This window comes from Streptomyces sp. NPDC002566 (assembly GCF_042889585.1).
Lineage (GTDB): Bacteria > Actinomycetota > Actinomycetes > Streptomycetales > Streptomycetaceae > Streptomyces.
Genome location: NZ_JBIARD010000001.1, coordinates 1,221,693 through 1,241,386, shown reverse-complemented (window position 1 = coordinate 1,241,386; position 19,694 = coordinate 1,221,693). Strand labels below are relative to the sequence as shown.

The 19,694-nt window shown below is 69.9% G+C and carries 18 protein-coding genes and 2 pseudogenes; 10 read left to right on the top strand and 10 right to left on the bottom strand.

Annotation, left to right across the window (positions count from 1 at the left end; translation table 11 throughout):
- Window positions 1-242 precede the first annotated feature (242 nt).
- Complete coding sequence (gene eutC, locus ACFYXA_RS05410) at window positions 243-1,001, bottom strand: ethanolamine ammonia-lyase subunit EutC (RefSeq protein ID WP_389028329.1); 759 nt, start codon at window positions 999-1,001, stop codon at window positions 243-245.
- A complete protein-coding gene (locus ACFYXA_RS05405) occupies window positions 998-2,383 on the bottom strand; it encodes an ethanolamine ammonia-lyase subunit EutB (protein WP_389028327.1) in 1,386 nt (461 codons plus the stop codon). Before ACFYXA_RS05405 ends, eutC begins: the two co-directional genes overlap by 4 nt.
- 171 nt (window positions 2,384-2,554) lie before the next feature.
- Here ACFYXA_RS05405 and ACFYXA_RS05400 point away from each other — a divergent pair, with 171 nt between their 5' ends.
- Entirely contained in the window at window positions 2,555-4,063 is a 1,509-nt protein-coding gene (locus ACFYXA_RS05400; RefSeq protein WP_389028325.1) for an APC family permease, read from the top strand.
- A gap of 288 nt (window positions 4,064-4,351) precedes the next feature.
- Here ACFYXA_RS05400 and ACFYXA_RS05395 read toward each other — a convergent pair whose 3' ends face one another.
- Window positions 4,352-4,537, bottom strand: coding sequence for a hypothetical protein (locus tag ACFYXA_RS05395; RefSeq protein WP_389028323.1), 186 nt, complete (start codon window positions 4,535-4,537; stop codon window positions 4,352-4,354).
- Window positions 4,538-5,337: 800 nt separating this feature from the next.
- Here ACFYXA_RS05395 and ACFYXA_RS05390 point away from each other — a divergent pair.
- Both ACFYXA_RS05390 and ACFYXA_RS05385 read left to right on the top strand, forming a co-directional pair.
- The gene (locus ACFYXA_RS05390) at window positions 5,338-6,699 is read left to right on the top strand and encodes a GAF domain-containing SpoIIE family protein phosphatase (RefSeq protein WP_352247517.1); all 1,362 of its coding nucleotides are present in this window, start codon (window positions 5,338-5,340) and stop codon (window positions 6,697-6,699) included.
- Window positions 6,696-7,070, top strand: coding sequence for an STAS domain-containing protein (locus ACFYXA_RS05385; protein ID WP_389028320.1), 375 nt, complete (start codon window positions 6,696-6,698; stop codon window positions 7,068-7,070). Before ACFYXA_RS05390 ends, ACFYXA_RS05385 begins: the two co-directional genes overlap by 4 nt.
- 610 nt (window positions 7,071-7,680) lie before the next feature.
- Here ACFYXA_RS05385 and ACFYXA_RS05380 read toward each other — a convergent pair.
- On the bottom strand, window positions 7,681-8,526 hold the full coding sequence (locus ACFYXA_RS05380; protein ID WP_389028318.1) for an enoyl-CoA hydratase/isomerase family protein: 846 nt from the start codon (window positions 8,524-8,526) through the stop codon (window positions 7,681-7,683).
- Window positions 8,527-8,867: 341 nt separating this feature from the next.
- Between ACFYXA_RS05380 and ACFYXA_RS05375 the strand changes: the two genes are divergently transcribed.
- The 4 genes from ACFYXA_RS05375 (at window position 8,868) to ACFYXA_RS05360 (ending at window position 11,324) form a co-directional block, all read left to right on the top strand.
- Complete coding sequence (locus tag ACFYXA_RS05375; protein WP_352247520.1) at window positions 8,868-9,680, top strand: hypothetical protein; 813 nt, start codon at window positions 8,868-8,870, stop codon at window positions 9,678-9,680.
- An 85-nt stretch (window positions 9,681-9,765) separates the two neighbouring features.
- Window positions 9,766-10,596 carry an alpha/beta fold hydrolase gene (locus ACFYXA_RS05370; RefSeq protein WP_389028316.1) on the top strand — a complete coding sequence of 277 codons (831 nt, stop codon included), beginning with the start codon at window positions 9,766-9,768 and terminating at the stop codon, window positions 10,594-10,596.
- A gap of 145 nt (window positions 10,597-10,741) precedes the next feature.
- Window positions 10,742-10,933, top strand: a complete 192-nt coding sequence (locus tag ACFYXA_RS05365; protein ID WP_352247522.1) for a hypothetical protein — start codon at window positions 10,742-10,744, stop codon at window positions 10,931-10,933.
- A gap of 64 nt (window positions 10,934-10,997) precedes the next feature.
- On the top strand, window positions 10,998-11,324 hold the full coding sequence (locus ACFYXA_RS05360) for a hypothetical protein (RefSeq protein ID WP_352247523.1): 327 nt from the start codon (window positions 10,998-11,000) through the stop codon (window positions 11,322-11,324).
- A 194-nt stretch (window positions 11,325-11,518) separates the two neighbouring features.
- Here the strand turns inward: ACFYXA_RS05360 and ACFYXA_RS05355 are convergent, their stop codons facing one another.
- Both ACFYXA_RS05355 and ACFYXA_RS05350 read right to left on the bottom strand, forming a co-directional pair.
- Entirely contained in the window at window positions 11,519-11,914 is a 396-nt protein-coding gene (locus ACFYXA_RS05355) for a hypothetical protein (protein ID WP_389028314.1), read from the bottom strand.
- Window positions 11,915-12,103: 189 nt separating this feature from the next.
- The gene (locus ACFYXA_RS05350; RefSeq protein WP_389028312.1) at window positions 12,104-13,021 is read right to left on the bottom strand and encodes a zinc-binding alcohol dehydrogenase family protein; all 918 of its coding nucleotides are present in this window, start codon (window positions 13,019-13,021) and stop codon (window positions 12,104-12,106) included.
- A gap of 89 nt (window positions 13,022-13,110) precedes the next feature.
- Here ACFYXA_RS05350 and ACFYXA_RS05345 point away from each other — a divergent pair, with 89 nt between their 5' ends.
- Entirely contained in the window at window positions 13,111-13,548 is a 438-nt protein-coding gene (locus ACFYXA_RS05345; protein WP_352247526.1) for a MarR family transcriptional regulator, read from the top strand.
- A 512-nt stretch (window positions 13,549-14,060) separates the two neighbouring features.
- Here ACFYXA_RS05345 and ACFYXA_RS05340 read toward each other — a convergent pair.
- Window positions 14,061-14,797: pseudogene (locus ACFYXA_RS05340) on the bottom strand (ATP-grasp domain-containing protein).
- Between the two features lie 342 nt (window positions 14,798-15,139).
- Between ACFYXA_RS05340 and ACFYXA_RS05335 the strand changes: the two are divergent.
- Complete coding sequence (locus ACFYXA_RS05335; RefSeq protein WP_389028310.1) at window positions 15,140-17,386, top strand: fibronectin type III domain-containing protein; 2,247 nt, start codon at window positions 15,140-15,142, stop codon at window positions 17,384-17,386.
- 92 nt (window positions 17,387-17,478) lie between these two features.
- Here ACFYXA_RS05335 and ACFYXA_RS05330 read toward each other — a convergent pair whose 3' ends face one another.
- The 3 genes and pseudogenes from ACFYXA_RS05330 to ACFYXA_RS05320 all read right to left on the bottom strand — a co-directional run.
- Window positions 17,479-18,186, bottom strand: a complete 708-nt coding sequence (locus ACFYXA_RS05330) for a B3/4 domain-containing protein (protein WP_389028308.1) — start codon at window positions 18,184-18,186, stop codon at window positions 17,479-17,481.
- Between the two features lie 32 nt (window positions 18,187-18,218).
- Complete coding sequence (locus ACFYXA_RS05325) at window positions 18,219-18,866, bottom strand: FMN-binding negative transcriptional regulator (protein ID WP_389028306.1); 648 nt, start codon at window positions 18,864-18,866, stop codon at window positions 18,219-18,221.
- Window positions 18,867-18,894: 28 nt separating this feature from the next.
- Window positions 18,895-19,010, bottom strand: a pseudogene (locus ACFYXA_RS05320) (EamA family transporter); the annotation flags it as partial.
- Between the two features lie 101 nt (window positions 19,011-19,111).
- On the opposite strand from ACFYXA_RS05320, the gene ACFYXA_RS05315 reads away from it, so the two are divergent.
- Window positions 19,112-19,687, top strand: a complete 576-nt coding sequence (locus tag ACFYXA_RS05315; protein WP_389028304.1) for a helix-turn-helix domain-containing protein — start codon at window positions 19,112-19,114, stop codon at window positions 19,685-19,687.
- The last annotated feature ends 7 nt before the right edge of the window (window positions 19,688-19,694 follow it).

Here is a 19,694-nt window from a genome sequence, read left to right as displayed (position 1 = left end):
CCACTCCTTTCGTAGCCCGGGCCGCCGTGCACAGGCAGGAGCTCGTGGCGGCTCGCTGCCGGCCGAACCCCTCCTGGCCACGGCATACGACCTGAAAGTCTTGTCCTCGGTGGTGTCCAAGGAGCCGGTCGGCCCAAGTCGTCACCGCGGGCCTCTTCGCGTTCACCGCCGCGACGGGGAGGCCTTCACGCTGCGCCCATAGGAATGCTGTCACGCCTTCTTCCGTGGCGGTCGATCGCTGCTCAAAGTAGCTGCTCCCGTACAGGCTCGCTGTCGCTCTCGTCCTTCAGCCCCACCCCCGTACCCCCCAGCTCCCTGGCCCGCCCCAACAACCCCGCCAACTTCCCCGCCGCCCCCTCGTACGACAGCCCCAGCGGCGGCCGGATGTTGGAGAGGCAGTTCCGGTCGGCGTCGGTTGTCACGCCCGGCACCGGGCGGTACGTCAGATACGCGCCCAGTGAGTCCGCCGCCGACATGCCGGGCCGCTCGCCGACCAGGACGACGGCCATCGCCGCGCCCATCGCGGAGGCGACGTCGTCCCCCAGCGCCACCCGGGCCTGCTCGGCCAGCACGACCGGCGCGATCCGCCACCCCGCGAGCTGTGAAACCGTCTCCCGCACCACCGCCGCCGCATGCTCGTGCACCGCCCGGCTGGACAGCCCGTCCGCGACGACGAACACCACGTCCCACTCCCCCACCGGCAGATGAGCCCGGTCGGTCGCGTCCAACCGCCGCCCCAGATCGGGGCGTTGGAGATACGTCAGCCGGTCGTCCGCCGCACTGCGGACCCGTACCGTCGGCAGGCCCGTCAACCCCGACGCGACCACGTCCGGCTCGAACGGTGAGTGCACCGCGTCCCGGGCCGCCGCGTGGGCGGTCTGGAGTTCCAGGCGGTGTCGGGTGGGCAACCCCGTCCCGGCTCGGCCGAGACCGATGCGGGCCTGGGTGTGGCGGCGGAGCGACCCCCACAACTCCACCTCTCGCAAAGCCACTTCACTCATGCCGCCAGTTCCCTTCCGATCGCCGTCAACGGGTGACCGCCCGGCACCTCCCTGATCGCCCCCCGCTCGTCCAGCAGGCCGATCGACGACAGCCAGGTCTCGAACTCCGGTGCCGGGCGCAGCCCGAGCACCTCGCGCAGGTACAACGCGTCGTGGTATGAGGCCGATTGGTAGTTGAGCATGATGTCGTCGCCGCCCGGCGTGCAGATCACGAAGGACGCGCCCGCCACGCCCAGCATGGTGAGCATCGTCGCCACGTCGTCGTCATCGGCGTCCGCGTGGTTCGTGTAGCAGATGTCCAGGCCCATGGGCAGGCCGAGCAGCTTGCCGCAGAAGTGGTCCTCCAGGGCGGCGCGGAGGATCTGGCGGCCGTCGTAGAGGTACTCCGGGCCGATGAAGCCGACCACCGTGTTCACCAGCAGCGGGTCATACCGCCGCGCCACCGCGTATGCCCTCGCCTCCACCGTCTGCTGGTCCACCCCGTGGTGCGCGTCGGCGGAGAGCGCGGCGCCCTGGCCGGTCTCGAAGTACATGACGTTCCGGCCGACCGTGCCCCGCTCCAGCTTCAGGGCGGCCTCGTACGCCTCGTCGAGCAGACCCAGCGTCACACCGAAGGAGGCGTTCGCGGCCTGCGTACCGGCGATGGACTGGAAGACCAGGTCCACCGAGGCCCCGCGTTCCATCAGGTCCACGCTCGTCGTGACATGGCACAGCACGCAGGACTGGGTGGGGATCGCGTACCGCTGGATCACTCCGTCCAGGAGTTCCAGCAGGTCACGTACCGCCTTCGGGCTGTCCGTCGCCGGGTTGATGCCGATGACCGCGTCGCCCGAGCCCAGCAGCAGACCGTCCAGCAGGGCCGCCGCCACACCCGCCGGATCGTCGGTGGGGTGGTTGGGCTGGAGGCGGGTCGCGAGGCGCCCCGGGAGGCCGATCGTCGAGCGGAAGGCGGTGACGACCCGCACCTTCCGTGCCACCGCGACCAGATCCGCGTTCCCCATCAGCTTCGAAACGGCCGCCACCATCTCCGGTGTGAGCCCCGGAGCCACGGCGGTCAACGCCGGCGAGTCCGCCGCCAGCAGCCACTCCCTGAACTCCCCCACCGTCATCCCCGCCACCGGCGCGAACGCCTCCGCGTCATGCGAGTCCAGGATCAGCCGGGTCACGTCGTCCGTTTCGTACGGGATCAACGGCTCGGTCAGAAACGTGGCGAGCGGCACCTCCGCCAACGCCCAGCGCGCCGCCACCCGTTGGCGCGCGCTCGTCGCCGCGAGGCCGGCGAGGTGGTCGCCGGAGCGTTCGGGGCTCGCGGCGGCGAGGAGGCGGGCGAGGGTGCCGAAGCGGTGGCGTTCACCGCCGAGGACAGATGTGTACACGGTCATGGCAGGGACCGTACGAGCCACGTGTTGCCGTGAGGTTTCCGTGCGAGTTCCCCGGAGTTCTAAAGGTCTGATTGACAAACATTTAACGCCCCGAGGCCTTCGGCCGACTCATTCGGCCTGCAGAGTTCCGGTCCATCGCACCAGTAGAGCAGTAGGAGAGGAGCCTGCCCCATGGCAGTGGACGAGGGAGTCGCCCAGGCGGCTGAAACAGAAGAGGGCGGCACCGTCCACCGGCTCAAGCCCAACGCTGTGGGCCTGCTGGGCGTGGTCTTCATGGCGGTCGCGACCGCCGCACCCATCACCGCGATGACGGGCAACGTGCCCTTCATGGTGTCGGCCGGCAACGGCATCGGCGCCCCGGCGAGCTACCTCGTCGCAATGGTCGTACTGGCTATCTTTTCCGTCGGCTTCACGTCGATGGCGAAGCACATCACCTCCACCGGAGCCTTCTACGGCTTCATCTCCTACGGCCTCGGCCGCACGATCGGCCTCGCCTCCGGACTGCTCGCGACCTTCGCGTACGTCGTCTTCGAGCCGGCGCTCATCGGCATCTTCTCGACCTTCGCGACGGACACCCTGAAGGACCAGACCGGGGTCGACATCCCCTGGTGGGCGTTCGCGGCCCTGATGCTCGCGATCAACGCGGCCGGCACCTGGTTCGGCGTCTCGGTCGCCGAGAAGCTGCTCGTCGTACTCCTCGCGACCGAGGTGACGATCCTCGCGGCCATGGCGATCTCCGTCGCCCTGCACGGCGGCGGCCCCGACGGCTTCAGCCTCGACCCGGTCAACCCCGTCAATGCCTTCCACGGCACCAGCGCCGGGCTCGGGCTCTTCTTCGCCTTCTGGTCATGGGTCGGCTTCGAGTCGACGGCGATGTACGGCGAGGAGTCCCGCAGCCCGAAGAAGATCATCCCCAAGGCGACGATGATCTCGGTCCTCGGCGTCGGCGTCTTCTACGTCTTCGTCTCCTGGATGGCCATCACCGGCACGGGCGAGGCGGACGCGGTCAAGGTCGCCACCGAGAACCCCCTCGCCCTCTTCTTCCACCCCACCGAGCAGTACGTCGGCCACTGGGCGGTCGTGGTCATGCAGTGGCTGATGATCACCGGCTCGCTCGCGTGCGGCATGGCCTTCCACAACTGCGCCGCCCGCTACATGTACGCCCTGGGCCGGGAAGGCGTACTCCCGTCGCTGCAGAACACCCTCGGCCGCACCCACGCCAAGCACGGCTCGCCGCACATCGCGGGCCTGGTCCAGACGGTCGTCACCGCCGTCCTCCTGATCGCCTTCTGGGCCGCGGACAAGGACCCGTACACCGGTACGTACGTCCTGCTCGCCATCCTCGGCACCATGGCGATCCTCATCGTGCAGGCCGTCTGCTCCTTCGCGGTCCTGGTCTACTTCCGCAAGAACCACCCTGAGAGCCGCCACTGGTTCCGCACCCTCTCCGCCCCGCTCATCGGCGGCGTCGCGATGCTCGCGGTGGTCGCCCTGCTGGTGTCCAACATGGGCGCGGCGGCGGGCACGGAGTCCGGTTCGCTGGTGCTGAAGGCGACGCCGTGGCTGGTGGGGCTCGTGGCCGCGCTGGGGATCGGGTACGCGCAGTACCTGAAGCGGCGGTACCCGGCTCGCTATCTGCTGCTGGGCCGGACGGTGCTGGAGGAGACGAAGGAGCGCTGAGCGCTCCGCTGGAAGAGCGGCGAGAGGTTGTCGGTCGGCTGCGGCGCCGTCGTGGCTGGTCGCGCACCGCAGTCAGGTCGACGGGCGATGCGGAAGCGGCGGCCGTCTTCGGCACTTGATCGTCACCGGTTCGCAGCGCGGTCACGTCTGGCAGATCGCCGGCGAGGGCGCGATGCCCTTCGGCTCCCAGTCGCCCGACGCCCTGATGCCCGGCGTTCATGGCTTCACGGGCTGGGTGACTGGCTGGGCCCAGGGCCGCTCGTGGTTCGCGGATGCCTAGGGAGGCGATCACGGAGAGGGGCGCTCTCCGTGGTCGCCGATGGCGGGTTCGGGGTCGTCAGCGTGGCAGTACAGCCGCATGCGCACCCATGCGCCGCCGTCCGGGGCGGGCGGCATGTCGAGCGGAGGCTCCTCCGGCGGCCAGGCATCCGGAAAGTCGCCCAGCTCCGGAGTCGCCAGGCAGACAGTGGGCATGTGTTTTACCCTGATTCGGGCGCAATTGATCAATTGTCACCCGTGAACGATCAATATCTGAACCCCCTCAATCGGATGGTGGAGGCCCTCCGCAACGAGCCGGGCCAGCGCGGTTTTCAGGCCAGCCCAAGCGAATGGGCCGTGGAGCGCACGGTCATCTGGCTCCCATCCCACTACCGCCTGGCAGCGGCTTCGAGCACCACACCACCGACGCCGAAACCGTGACCCGCTGGGCCATGCTCTTCAGCGAAGCGGCCCATGGCGTCCCCCAGGCGGCGATCTGCGCTCAGAGGTACATCAGGCCCCCGCCGTCCGACGCCTTCACGCCTCCGTGGAACGATCGGACGACTGCCGAGCTGGAAGTGCCGAGGATGGATCGGTGATCGCGGAAGCCGAGCTGCGCCACCTCGATGGCGAGCTCCTGGACCAGGTGACAGGCGCACACGCTACGGGTCCGCACGGCCGGCTGCAGCGGCGGGCGTGTCGCCGGTGGCCGCCGGTGGAGGCTTCCTCGCGGCACAGCTTGCACAGGCGTGGCGTGGGCTGGCGACGGTGCCGTGGCGTTCGTCGCGCCGGTGGGCGTTCAGCTGCCGCTGGAACTCGGCGGGATCCGGCCGGGGGTGAGCTCGTGGGGGTGGCGGCGTACGAAGGTTGAACGGGGCCGTATCCTGCCCTGCGGCGCTGGCCGCGGCGCCTGGTGAGCAAGGAGAGGTGGGGAAATGCCGCAAGCGGGATACGCCGTGGTGTGGGGTAATTCCCCTGGGCGGCAGGCGCTCAGTGCAGTGGGGGAAGCGGACCGCATGGCGGCGCTGCGCCGGTACGACATCTTGGACACCCCGCCGGACGGGGCGTACGACCGGGTGGCGGCGATGGCCGCGCGGCTGTTCAAGGTGCCGGTGGCGAGCGTGACGATCGTGGACGAGGACCGGATCTGGTTCAAGGCCGCCCACGGTCTGGAGGGCGTCAGCGAGATCAGCCGGGAACCGGGCCTGTGCGGCTCGGCGGTCCTGTCCGACGACACCCTGGTCATACCCGACACCCTTGCCGATCCCGTCGCCTGCACCAACGGCCTGGTCACCGGACCGATGGGCGTCAGGTTCTACGCCGCCGCCCCGATCGTCACCCACGACGGGCACCGGCTGGGCACCGTGAACATCCTCGACGTCAAGCCGCGCTCGATCACCGAGGAGGACACCCGCACGCTCGCGGACCTCGCGGCGATCGTCCTGGACGAGCTGGAGCTGCGGCTGTCCGCTCTGAACGCCGTGCGCGCGGAGCAGGAGCGGCGCAGGGAGCAGGAGGAGGCCCGGGCGCGGGCGGAGCGCGACAAGGCGTCGATCGAGGCGTTCGCCGCCACCCTCCAGCGCACGCTGCTGCCGCCGGCGCTGCCGGTGGTGCCGGGTCTGGAGCTGGCCTGCCACTACGCCACCGCCTCCCCGCGCGATGTCGGCGGCGACTTCTACGACGTCTTCCCCCTCGATGGCGGCCGGTGGGTGTTCGTCCTCGGGGACGTGTGCGGCAAGGGCCCGGAAGCCGCCGCCGTGACCTCCCTGACCCGCTACACCCTGCGCGCCGCCGCCCTGATCGACCCCGACCCCGACACCGTCCTGACCGCGCTCAACAGCGCACTGCTGCTGGACCCCGCTGTCGGCACCCGGTACTGCACGGCCGTCTTCGGCCTCCTCCAGCCGCACCAGGACGGAGGATTCACCGTGACGGTGGCCACCGGCGGCCACCCGCCGATCTACCACCTGTCCGCTCCCACGGGCCCGTCCATACGCCCGCAGGCGATCCGCCCGAAGGGCGGCATGCTCATCGGCGCCCTCGCCGAAGCACGCTTCGCCGCCACCACCTTCCGCCTCGCGCCCGGCGAGGCGCTGCTGCTCTACACCGACGGGCTGACCGAGGCACGCACCGAAACCGGTGACATGCTCGGTGAGCAGGGACTGACCGCCTTCCTCACCGAGCGCACCGGCCCCGCCGGCGCGACAGCGATCGTCGAGGACACCGTCGCCCTCATCGACACCCTCCCCCGGGCCGCCGGCGACGACGTCGCCCTGCTGGCCCTGTCCGTCCCCGCGGCCGACGCCGACGTGGACGGGGCAGCCGTCACCGCCCATACCATCGCCCCCGCCGGCCCGACGCCGGAGAAGCACCCGTGACCGACACCTTCCACTTCACCTGCCGGCACACCGACGGCGACCTCGCCCTGGCCCGCCTCGCCGGCGACCTCGACATCGCCACCGCGCCCACCCTGCGCACCCAGGCCCTCGCCCTCATCGAACAGGGCCACCGCCACCTGATCCTGGACCTGGCGGCCGTCACCTTCTGCGACTCCTCCGGCTTCAACGCCCTCATCGGCATCTACCGCTGCGTCCAGGCAGCCGACGGCAGCCTGACCCTGTCCGCCGTACCCGACCGCCTCGACCGGCTGCTGCACCTGACCGGCCTGGACACCCTCATGCCCGCCCACCCCACCGCGGGCGACGCCCTCGCCGCCCACACCCGCCTCCAGCAGGCAGACACCGCATAATCCAGCGCTGCGGTGGCCGCCTACAGGCGAAAGCGGCCACCGCGCCCCTCACCGGATGACAGCACCGTGAAACCGCTGGAGCCGAAGCCCCGTAGGCCAGCACCATGGGCATGAGGGCGGGGAGCGTGACGGCCCCCGCCCTCACCTCGGCGCCGCTGCCTTCTTCGCAGCCAGGGCCCGCTCGCGATGGGGGAACTTCGCCTCCGCGCTCGACCCGTCGCTGTACCGGACCACCCACCGCTGTCCCCGCTGCGCCGGGCACTGCGTGCACGAGATCTCGATCCACGCCGTCGCCGGGTCCGCGCCCGGAGCCACACGGCCACGCACCGGCGGAGGCGTCAGGTCCTGCTTGCGCTGGCGCGGCGGACACTTAGGCCGCTCGCTCTTGGCCGGCGGGTCACACGAGGCATGCACCGGCTTCCCTCGCGTACCGCGCGCCGTGCTGTACACGGTCGGGGACCCGGTCGTCGGGTCACCGCACATCGCGCAGATCAGCGGACCCCGCTTGGGCCGCTGCTTCTGCGTGGCCTGCGGCCTCTGCCTGATCACCCACCGGCACGTCCAGAGGCTTTGTCAGGGCCACTAAGTGCGGTCCCGCAGCGGGCTGTCGTCAGGGGCGGCGATACCGAAACTCCGCCACGGCTTTTCCGAGGTCGTGTTCGAGCTCGCCAGGCTTTTGGAGACCGCGGTCGGCCAGGTAATCCAGGCGCTCGCGCGTTTCGGGCAGGGCGATCAGACCCTGAAACGTGACGGCGTCGGAGCGCACGTCTGCGGGGTCCGCCAGCGTCAGGTCGTTGATGGCGCGCTTGGCTGCCCGGATGCCCTCGGGCGGGAAGCCGGCGATGCGCTTGGCCAAGCGGTCCACGAAGTCGTCCAGTTCGGTCTCGGGCAGGGCGCGGTTGATCCAGCCGTAGCGTTCGGCGAGGTCGGCGTCGAAATCGTCGGCTCCGGCGATGGCTTCGATGGCGCGGGACCGGCCGAGTCGCCGCGTGAGGTGCTGGATCCCGCCGGCACCGGGCATGGCGCCGGTACCGGACTCGAACTGACCGAAGACCGCGTTCTCGCGCGAAGCGAAGATCATGTCGCAGGCCAGGGCGAGTTCGTTGCCGCCGCCGCGAGCGCGGCCGCGCACCTTGGCGATCGTGATCACAGGGATGTCCGCCAGCCTGTGCAGAAACATCCCGAGCGAGGCGTCACCGGGGCCTCCGGCCTTGGCCGCCTCCGCGGTGTACTGGGAAACGGCCGAGAGATCCACGTGAGCTGAGAAGTAGTCCGGCGCCGCGCTGTCGATGACGACGACGCGCACCTCTCCGCGGTCGGTGTCCAGCGTGTCCACGAGGGAGACCAAGTCACGGACCAGATCGACACCGAGGAGGTTGAGGGGGCCGGCGTCGAGGGTGGCGAACAGAACGCCGTCTTCGAGACGAGTCCGAATGGACGGGAGGGCCAAGGTCATGACGACTCCGGTGAGTGAGGCGACGCGGGGAGCGCAGACCGTGCGGTTGGGCACCAGCGTCGGTGCTCAATCCTTGGGGTGCAAAGGCCACTGATTCCTGGGCAAAGGAGGGGCCGCATCCTTCAGCATGCGCTGCGCCATGCTCCAGGCGCATGCTGGAAGAGCGGCGACGGGCCTGGCTCAGGGCAAGGATTCTGCGACACCGCCTGGGTGGAGCCGCGATACATCAGAAGGTTCCTGGCGACCTGGGGCGCCGGCGCGGAGCGCGCTCCCGCGGACCTCGCGTCCGAGTGTGTCCCCCGACCTGGGCTCGCCTCGATCGCGACCACGAGGACCGCGCGATGTCGGATCAGTTGAACGCCGCACTTTCAGGGCAGGCCCCCACAGCGCTTGCCGAGGACGTCTCTCTCGCGACTCCCCTGAGTGCACCCCGCATCTCCGGTCGCGACGCTGCTTCGGCAGCTCTCCGTACGTATCAGCAGGCGCTCGCCGCGCCTGAAGCCACAGTCCGGCTCAAGGGAGACGCGCTGGAGGGGGTCGTGTACAGCGCGAGCCCCGGCGGACGAGAGACAGAGATCGTCGCACTCGCCCGGCACAACGCAGCGGGCCTGATCGCCACCATCGACGTCTACGGTCGGCCGTGGCCATTCATGGCCGCTCTGCGCGAAGTGATTGCGAAGACAGACCCCGCTCTGGCAGACCCGAGCCTCGGATCCGGACCGTACACCCCGGACGGGCCGACACCGGTCTGGGTTGACCACCCAGCCGTCCCGCCGCTGGCGCAGGACGTCACCCTGTACTCCCCGATCCTGCGCGAAGAGCCGACGGGGAAAGCTGTCGTCGGGCCCGTCCTCAAAGCAGCGGCTCAGAGCTTCAGCGACCTCAAGGTACGTGCCGTCCTCGACATCGAGGGCCAGTCGGGATTCGGGGTGGTGATCGACGAGTACGTGGACGGCGGTCACGTTCAGCAACTGGTCGAAATCTTCACGCTCAACGGCGCGGGCGAGGTCGGGGGGATCCGAATCTTCACCCGCCCATGGCTCGTGACCGCCCACTTCCGGAAGAGCATGTATGCCCTGCTGAAAGACACTCTCGGCCCCGAATTCTGGGAGGAGCCCGAGTCTGAAGATCCCTTCCCCCACACCATGACATGAGGCCCCCGCTGGGCCTGAAGTCACGCGTGCCCTCCACCCATTGCTCTGTGGCTGGGGGTGCGCCTAGACGAGCGGAGGATCTGCGATGGGTACGGTCACGACCGACGACGGCACCACGATCTTCTACAAGGACTGGGGTCCTCGGGATGGGGAGCCGATCGTCTTCCACCACGGGTGGCCGCTGAGCGCCGACGACTGGGACAACCAGATGTTGTTCTTCCTGGCGCACGGCTACCGAGTCATCGCCCACGACCGCCGTGGCCACGGACGCTCCACCCAGACCGCGACCGGCCACGACATGGACACCTACGCCGCGGACGTGACCGCCCTGACCGACGCACTCGACCTGCGGGGCGCCGTGCACATCGGCCACTCCACCGGCGGTGGCGAGGTCGCCCGCTACGTCGCCCGCGCTGAGGCCGGCCGTGTCTCAAAGGCGGTCCTGGTGGGCGCGGTGCCGCCGCTGATGCTGAAGACGGAGGCCAACCCGGGCGGCTTGCCGATGGAGGTCTTCGACGGCTTCCGTCAGGGCGTTGCCGGCAACCGGGCTCAGTCGTTCATTGATATTCCCTCGGGGCCGTTCTACGGCTTCAACCGTCCCGGAGCGCAGGTGTCGCAAGGTTTGATCGACAACTGGTGGCGCCAGGGCATGATGGGCGCGGCGAACGCGCACTATGAGTGCGTCGCGGCGTTCTCCGAGACCGACTTCACCGAGGACTTGCGGCAGATCGAGGTGCCCGTCCTCGTCGCGCACGGAACCGACGACCAGGTCGTCCCGTACGACGACTCGGCACCCCTGACGGTCAAGCTTCTGAAGAACGGGACCCTCAAGTCCTACGAGGGCTATCCGCACGGGATGCTGTCGACGCACCCGGAGGTCCTCAACCCGGACATTCTCGCGTTCATCCGTTCCTGACCCCGGCGGGCTGGTCTGTGGTTCTGCCGCTGGATCCCGTAGTGCGGTGAGTCGTCGCCGGTCACACTGGTTTGCGCCCGGGATAGCGGCCGGGCGGCCCAGCAAGGGTCGACTGTGGCGGCATGACCCGACTGAGCGTCCCGAGGTGTTCGGTGACGCCCTCGTGTCGTGTGACGCCCTCGTGTCGTGTGCGGGCTCCCTGGCGATCGTGGACCTGCCGGGGCCCGGGGCGCAGTTGGAGTTCGTAGACGTCGACGAAGGGGAGCCGGCCGACGATGAGCCGGTGGGGCCGCTGGGGCCGCTGGCCATGTTCATGCAGTTCTGTCTCACGGCCTGACCCACGACGGTCGGCAGCCGTGCAGGCTCACCCGGTCGGCCTAGCCACTGTGCATAGTGTGCTCATGGATCGATTCGTGGGTCAGGGCCGCCTCGAATGGTGGGCCAATCAATCGACTTGCCTTGAGATGTACAACATCGACATCACCGTCACTGTCGACGCGGTCGGCAAGTGGCAGGCAACCGGGCGGCATGCCAGCGCCCTTGACACGACCCAACGCGAGGGCTGGGACTTCCTCATGGAGATGGACCCCCACTTCTCCATTGCGTTTCCCGGTGAGGACCGCGGCGGGATCACGGTGCGAGTCGTCGAGGCCGAGGATGGAACCCTCACGCTTATGGAGGCACCGGACTGGGACGGCTCGGTGAGCGTCACCTTCGACCTCACCTGAGTTCAGCTCGGAAGGGCAGGAACCCGACTTCGCCACCCTCCTACCGACTCCGGTGCGTCGCCGCCCCTTACTGATCTTTCAGAATGAAGTTCGGAGACGACGAAGACATATGAGGTAGCAGGCCAACCTGCGCGCCTCGATGATCTGGATCAGGGATCTCACGCGGGCGGCCCATTGATCACAATCGACGCGCCCTAGCCGTACGGGTTGAGTGCCCAGAAGCGGACGGTGTCGCTGCGACGGTCAAACCACAGTTTGGTGGAGTAGCCGCCGCTGCCATCGCGGTCGAGCTCGTCCGACCGGATCCACTGGGGGTTCTCCGGCCCCTCGCCCTTGAGCGGCTTCTCGAACCACGAGGAGAAGTCATCGGCAGGCCCCTCGGAGGCAAAGGCGTGGGCCGCCGTCAGCTCGGCAAGTTTCCCCGGTGTCAGCCGGGCGAAGCCCGAGATCACCAGCTCCGGCGACGGTATGCCCCGATCGTCGTCTCGGCTGCTCACCCACTTGGCGTCGGTGAGCGGGGCCAGCAGCGGGAACGCCCGCTCCAGCGGTGTGGTGTCGGTGTGCCAGTCCCCCTTGGCCCCGTTCGCCACCTGACGCAGGGTCCACCAGGCGGGTAGGATCGCCAGCCCTGCCCCGATTCCGATCAGCTTCCGTCGCTCCAACGAGATCCCCTCATGCCTGACTTCGGGGGCACCTTATCTGGCTCGAGCACCTCACCCGGGCCTGTTGATCACAACCGAATACGCGCCCTGGCGGTGTGGTGAACCGGGTGTCCGCGGTCACGGAGTCAGCACCACCTTCCCCAGGTTGCGCCGCGTCTCGATCGTCTTGTGTGCCTCAGTCGCGTCCTCGAGCGCGAACTCCGCGTGTACCACTGGCTTCAACGCGCCCTCAGCAAACAGTCGCCACAACTCCTGCCGCCACTTCTCGTACAACTGCGGCTTCCCTCGGGCGATCAGTGCCATCTGGAACCCGATCACGGACTTCGCGCCCACCAGCAGGTCGTACGCCTGGACGGACCCGCCGCCCGAGCTGTACGCGACGAGCCGGCCGCCCGGCGAGAGCGCGGCGATCGCCCGGGGAAGCAGACCTCCGCCCACTGCGTCGAGGGCGTAGTCCACGGGCTCGCCCCACTCGTGGGCGTCGTAGATGACGACCTCTTCGGCTCCGAGCGAGCGCACGAACTCCGCCTTGCCGACGCTGGACACTGCGCCCACGACGCGCGACGCACCACGCACTCTGGCCAGTTGGAGCGCGAGGTGTCCGACTCCGCTCGCTGCCGCGGTGATCAGCGCCGACTCCCCCGGCTCCGGGCGCGCGGCCTGAAGTGCACCGAGCGCCACCAGCCCGCTACGGACCAGTGCGACGGCGTCGACTGCGCTCGCGGTGGCGGGCACCGAGGAGGCCATGGACTCGTGCAGAACGGCGAAGTCTGTGTAGCCGTGCCCGAAGCACAGTCCGGTCACGCGGTCACCGCGCCGGAAGCGGGTGACCCCGGCGCCGGCCGCCACCACCTCACCGGCTATCTCGCCGCCGAGCGGGATCGGCTCCGCGGCCTCGGTGACCTTGCGTACGACGGGCAGGGTCACCCCGATGGCCTCGCAGCGCACCAGGAGCCCTTCTGGACCCGCCTCGGGCACAGGGGCTTCCTCCAGGAACAGGGGACCACCGGTGGACTCATACCGGACGCGGCGCATCACGTCTCCACGAACATCGAGATCATTGGGTACTCCAACGATATGCGGGAGTCATTGGGAGTCCCAACGGTTTTCGCTAGATTGCCGTCATGACCGCAGCTCCTCTCCCCGCCATCCGCTCCCTGCCGAGCTGGCTCCTCGGCCGTGCCGCCGCGCGCGGCCGTGCGCTGGTGGCCGACGCGCTTGCCGCCGAGGGCATGAAGATGTGGCACCACGTGGTGCTCTCCGCCGTACGTGACCTCGCCCCCGTCACCCAGGCCGACCTCGGCCGCAGCGTCTCTCTGGACCCCAAGGACCTGGTCGGTGTCCTCAACCACCTGCAGGGAGCCGGTCTCGTGGTCCGTGAGCCGGACCCAGTGGACCGCCGCAAGAACGCGGTGTCACTCACCGAAGAAGGCGGACGTCTGCTCGAGCGCTGCGAGAAGGCAGCCCGCGAGGCGAACGACACACTGCTCGCGCCCCTCTCGGCAGCTGAACGCGACCGGTTCCTCAACCTGCTGATCCGCGTCTCAGGCACCGAGAGGTAACACGCCACGTCAGCCGAGCACCCGCCAACACCGATGAAGGCGCCTTGTGATCGAAGGAGTTAGGTCATCGACGCCGGTCTGCTGACCCGAAGCGCGTAGCTGGTTCCGGCGCCCGGCCAGTCGGATGCCATCTATCGCGCGGAGGTGTCATCCGATCCAGGCGGTCAACGCCTGACATCCGGCTCGTCGGGCTGCGTGACCACCGCGAGGGCACCTGGGTCACGGTCCCGTGGCGGCTGGTGTCGTCGATCGCGACCCCATTCGGCGAGCAGGCGACGACCTCGTAGGCCATGGGCACCACCCGGCGCCGGCCGCGTTCGTCGGTGCGGTGAACGACCTCGGCCCAGACTCCGTCCATCGTGGTGTTCGAGCGTCCGGCCGCTCCTGACAGCGTCCGGTGCTCGACCAGGTCGTCCAGGTTTTTGAAGCGGCCCCGCGTCGGGTGACATCCCCGCAAGATTGTCCTCCGACACGCGAACTCGAACTGGAAGTGTCAGTTCCTGAAGTGCGGATCAGTGCCGTTCGAACGCCAGATCTCGCGGCTGCATGTGCTCGCGTGGCCCCGCCGCCCGCAGGACCACGTCCAGCACCCGCCTCGGGTCGGCCGCGTAGGCGTGCGAGGACGCGCCATGTTGGCCTCCACCACGGCCCAGCGGTGGCCTGGGCGGTACGGGTCCAGCAGTTGCCCGACGTCCACGACGACGGCACTCGGCAGCGTGTGCCCGGCTGCGGCGACCAGCCGGTCGGTGAACTCCGTGATTTGCTCGGCGGTGGCTCGGTCCGCGCGGTCCGTGCCGAGCGGGCGGGGGTCCAGCCGGCCGAACACCGCGTACCGACTCGCCGTGACGATCCGGCCGTCCAGCAGGAACAGCCGGTACTCGGCCGCGAAGGTCACCACTTCGGACAGCAGCACCGGTGTCGCCGGGTCCAGGGCGGAGGACAGCCGGGAGCCGTCGGCGTAGACATCGGCCGGGAAGGACTTGTCACGGGGCGGCTTGACGAACGTCGGCTGGTCGATCGCCCATGCGTCCGCCATGGTCCCCGTCCGTACCTGGCGGCCTGTGAACTCTTCCGGCAACTCGCCGAGCCAGCCGTCTGTCGGCTCCAGCAACGCGAACCCGAGCCGGCCTGCCAGCCGCGCACCCGCGACCGGTCCGCCGTACCAGTACGCAGGGCCTACCAGGCCGGGCTCCTCCGCTGCCCTGACCGGCATCCCTCGGCCCGCCGCCTCGACGGCCAACAGTTCCATCGTCGACGTCCGCCGCCCAGGCATGACCAGCACCGCGAATCCCCCCTGACTCCGCAAAAAGCGCCATGCTAGCCCCACGTGCCCCACTGACGTTGCCCGAGCGTCGCCAAGTGCGATCCAGAAACCGTGAGCCGCTGAGCCTTGCTCAAGCGAAACGGCCCACGACTTCCCTCGGGCGGCGATCTGCGCTCAGACGCTCCGCGGAGAAGTGGGTGACGTGATTCCGTGCAAGGCCCCTTTCGCGAGCGATCTTGTGCCTGGCACGATCGGAGCGGCGCACGCGCCGTGCACCCGTTTTCCGATCGAAAGGGTGGCCGTCAGCAGATGCGAATATCCCTCGGTGTGGCGCGTTGTACCGCCGGTGCGGCCGTGCTGTCCCTGGCCGCCGCCGTGAGCGGACTCGCCTTCCCCGCCACCGCGCAGGCGGCCGTGACCTGCTCGGCCGGCGTGTGGAAGGCCCAGTACTACGCCAACACGACACTCACCGGCACGCCGAGGGCCACCGTCTGCGATGCCTCCATCGCCGAGAACTACGGCCTCGGCGACCCCGCCGGCGTCACCCTGCCGCGGGACAACTTCGGCGTCCGCTGGAGCACCAGCCGCAACTTCGGCTCCGGCGGCCCCTTCGACCTCACCGTCGCCGTCCAGGACGGCGCCCGCGTCTACCTCGACGGCTACCGCAAGATCGATCTGTGGCGCAACGTCAACTCGACCCAGAAGAAGACCCTCCGCCTCACCATCCCGCGCGGGGTCCACACCCTGCGCGTGGACTTCGCCGCCTTCACCGGCACCGCCGACATCGCCTTCACCTACAAGCCCGTCATCGGCGCCGCCTACGACAAGACCGCCCCCCTCGCCCCGGCCGGCCTGAAGGCCGCCTACGCGACGGCCACCCTGAAGGCGACCCTGTCCTGGTCCCGCAACTCCGAGCTGGACCTGGCCGGTTACCGCCTCTACCGCCGCACCGGCAGCACCGGCGCCTGGAGCCCGCTCAACAGCACCCCGATCACCGGAGCCGGCTTCACCGACGCTCCCCCGGCCACCGGCGCCGCCTACGAGTACGCCCTCCGCGCCGTCGACCGCTCCGGCAACCTCTCCCCGCTGTCCGCCGTGACGCGCGTCGTCAGCGCCGACAAGACGGCCCCGGCCGCCCCCACCGGACTGTCGGCCACGCACGACGAGTCCGGTGCCCGGCTCTCCTGGTCCGCGGTGAGCGGGGCGAGCTCCTACGAGGTGCAGCGGTCCCTCACGCCCCAGGGGCCGTTCTCCGCCATCTCCACGCCCACTCAGAGCACCGTCCTGACCGACGTCAACGCCTCCGTGGGCACGACCTACCACTACCGCGTGCGCGCCCTGGACGCCGCGGGCAACGCCTCCCCGTACTCCGCGCCCGTCCGGCTCGACGCGACCGAGTTCAAGCCCCTGCCGCCGGCCGGCGTCTCCGCCAACGGCTGGGTCGACCGCAACACCGTCGGCTGGCAGTACGACGGTGACGCCTCCCACCGGTTCCACGTCTACGCCGCCGAGTCGGCCACCGGCCCGTGGACCCGGCTGACCGAGACGCCCGTCACCGGCCGCGCCTACGACGACTTCACGGCGCCCGTCGGCCAGGTGCGCCACTACCAGGTCAGGACGGTCGCGACGCACGGCACGGAGTCGAACCCGTCGGCGACGGCCTCGGCCACCCGCACCGGCGACGTCACCCCGCCGCGCATGCCGTACGGCCTGGACGCGTGGAACGGCACTGATGGCGTGCACCTCGTCTGGACGGCCAACACCGACGACACGGATCACTACCTCGTCCTGCGCCAGTCGATGTTCGGCGCATGGGAGCAGATCGCCGTGGTGCGGGACGTCAAGTACCTGGACGGCAGCGTCCCGGTCGACGTGCAGTACGGCTACACCGTCCGCGCCGTCGACGCGGCCGGCAACATCTCCCCCCTGCCCCAGCCGGGCTATGGCACCGTCTACGGCAAGCGCCTGCCGGTCCACGAGAAGCCGGCTGCGCCCGCCTCGGTGACCGCGACGGCCGGGAACGGCGACGTCACGGTGGAGTGGACCGCGAGCACGTCGACCGATGTGGCCGGCTACTACGTCTACCGCACGACCACCTCGGACCCCGCGTCGGCCTACCCGGTCTCCCCGCTCGTCACCGGGACGACGTTCACGAACGAGGACGTGCCCGCCGGCAGGACGTGGTACTACGTGGTGCGCGCCGTCAGCACGCACAGCCTGTGGTCCGATTTCTCGCCGACGGCCGAGGTCACCCTGTCCTGCCCGGTCATGACCGCGCCGGCCACTCCCCGGATCACCGGGGGCGGCAGAGGCGCGGACCACGTCCGGCTCAACTGGGAGATCGGAGCGTGTGACCAGGGTGCCACCGTCTCGTACAACGTGTACCGGTCCACGTCCGGCTCGGACGTCTTCACCCCTGAGCACCGCATCGCTTCGGGCGTGACGGAACCGACGTACACGGACCCCGGCCTGGCTCGGGCCTATTACTACTACGTGGTCACCGCGGTGGCCGCCGACGGCACCGAATCGGCCCCGCAGGCCAGGCCGTTCGAGATCTCCACGCAGGCGCCCTGACGCCCCGTTCGATCCCTCAGGCCCCCGCCGCCGTCCGGACGCCGGCGGGGGCCTCACGTCGGGGCGTCGCCCGGACGTGGCCCTCGCAGTGATCAGGTGGTGGCGTGGGGCTGTGCCGGGCTGAGGTAGCGCACGGCTGTCTGCTCGGCGTGCGGGGCGAGCAGCGCGTGGAGTTCTTCGGCGGCGGTCTTGAGGAGGTGGCCGTCGGGGGTGGCACGGAGGGTTTCGAGGACGAAGGCGACGTGGGTGGAGTCCTCGGTGACGCGGGTGCGGTGGGCGTCGCGGTGGTTCCAGTGGCGGGTCAGGACGCCGGCGATGTCGGCGTAGATGATCTCGCCGGGCCTTGGGTGCTCGACGGTGTCGGGTTCACCGAGCGGCGTGAAGGACTCCGTGCCGTCCGCGTACCGGATGTCGACGTCGCCGGTGACGTGGTCCAGGTCGAAGGCGCCGGCGGGCAGGCCGTGCCGGACGGAGACGGCGTTGTAGGAGTCGACGGCCGGGTTGATGCGCGGCAGGGCGCCCTTCTTGGCGAGGCGGCGGCCGAGCGCGTCGACGCTCGGGCGGACACGGCGGGGGTTGGTGCCGAAGGAGCGGTAGGCGCCGTGCCATGCCTCGATGCGCGGGTCGGCCTCGTCGGCGGGCTGCCAGGTGCCGTCGGCGAGCTGCTGTTCGAGTTCCTCGACGGCGGCGACGGTGCGTGGCCAGGGTTCGCGGCCGCGCAGGCCGGTGGCGATGACGACGGCGATGAGGGTGTCGGGGAAGGCGTCCGCGACGGCGGGGGCGAGGCGGAAGTCGGTCATGGTGGAGTCTCCGTTCCTGCGTCGGGGCTGGGTCAGGGCTTCCAGGGGCCGATGCGGTCCAGGCGGCGGCGCTGCTGGCGGGCGGTGTCGAGGTCGAGGCTCTGGCCGCGGTGCGTGAGATGGTCGGCGACCGCGGTGCGGTGTTCGACGGGCTTGTGGTCGTCGTACTTGAACTTCGCCCTCACCTCGGTGATGTCCAGGCGCAGGCCGCGGATTCCGGGGAGCATCCGCCCGTAAGGCGGCTGATCGATGTCGATGGGGGCGTGGTCGCCTTCGGGCTGGAAGTGGGCCATCTGGCGGCGCAGCAGCTCGGCCTTGGCTTGGGGGTCGTCGACGATCGTGGCTCGGCAGGTGAACTGGACGGCCGCGTAGTAGCTGGTCGGGACTCCGTCGGTGGGCGGAATGCCGGGTCCTGCGCGCCAAGGGCCGGGGATGAAGGCGTAGTCGCCGGTGACGGTGAAGGTGACGTTCGGGTCGTTCTCGATCGCCTTCCAGGCCGGGTTCGGGCGGGCGAGGTGGACGAGGAGGCTGCTGCCGTCGGCGGTGAAGTGGGTCGGCACCGCGATCGGCGCCCCGCCGGGCGGGCCGTTGATGCTGAGGACGCCGAAGTCGTGGCCGGCGGCGATCCAGGTCTGCCACTCGGCGTCGTCCAGGGCGGCGTCCCAGGGCTGGATGAACATGACGGGCTCCTTCCGGTCGGTGCGCGGGTCAGGTGAGGTCCGGGAGGCTGACGGCGACGACGGCCGTGCCCAGGCCGACCCGCCGGCCTCGGTGGATGCGCTCGGCAAGCACGCCGCCGCGAGCAGGACGGTGCCGGCCGGGTAATGTTCAATGGAACGACCACACCGTACAACGCATCGACCGCAGTGTCATAAAGGAATGACCGTGAGGTGCATTCCACTGAACCGTTCTTGGGGGTGAAGCGATGGCGGAGACCGAGGCGGCCCTGCGGACGCTGGCGCACAACGTCCGCGCGGCCCGGACCCGCGCCGGGTTGTCTCTGGACGAGCTGGGGCGCCGGGCCAAGGTCAGCAAGGGCGCCCTGGTCGGCCTGGAGAAGGCCCAGGGCAACCCGAACTTCGCCACCCTGGTCCGTCTCGCCGACGCCCTCGGTGTCTCTGTCTCGGCCCTGGTGGAAGGCCGCGCGGAGGAACGCGTCCGGGTGGTGAGCACCGACGCCGTCATGCCCCTGTGGAAGGGCGAGCACGGCAGCGAGGCCCGGCTCCTGCTGACCACCGGCGGCCCGGCGGCCACCGAGGTCTGGCGCTGGGCACTGGAGCCCGGCGAGGAGTACCCCAGCCATCCCCACCAGGCAGGCGTGACCGAAACCGTCAGCGTTGTCGACGGGCAGATGGTGCTGGTGGTCGACGGGGTCGAGCACCCGGTCGAGGCGGGGCAGACAGCGGCCTTCGACGGGGACACCGCCCACACCTATCGCGGCGCGGGCACCGGGACCTGCCACCTGATCATGACCGTTCATCTGCCGCCAGGCGCCGCGTGACGCCCCG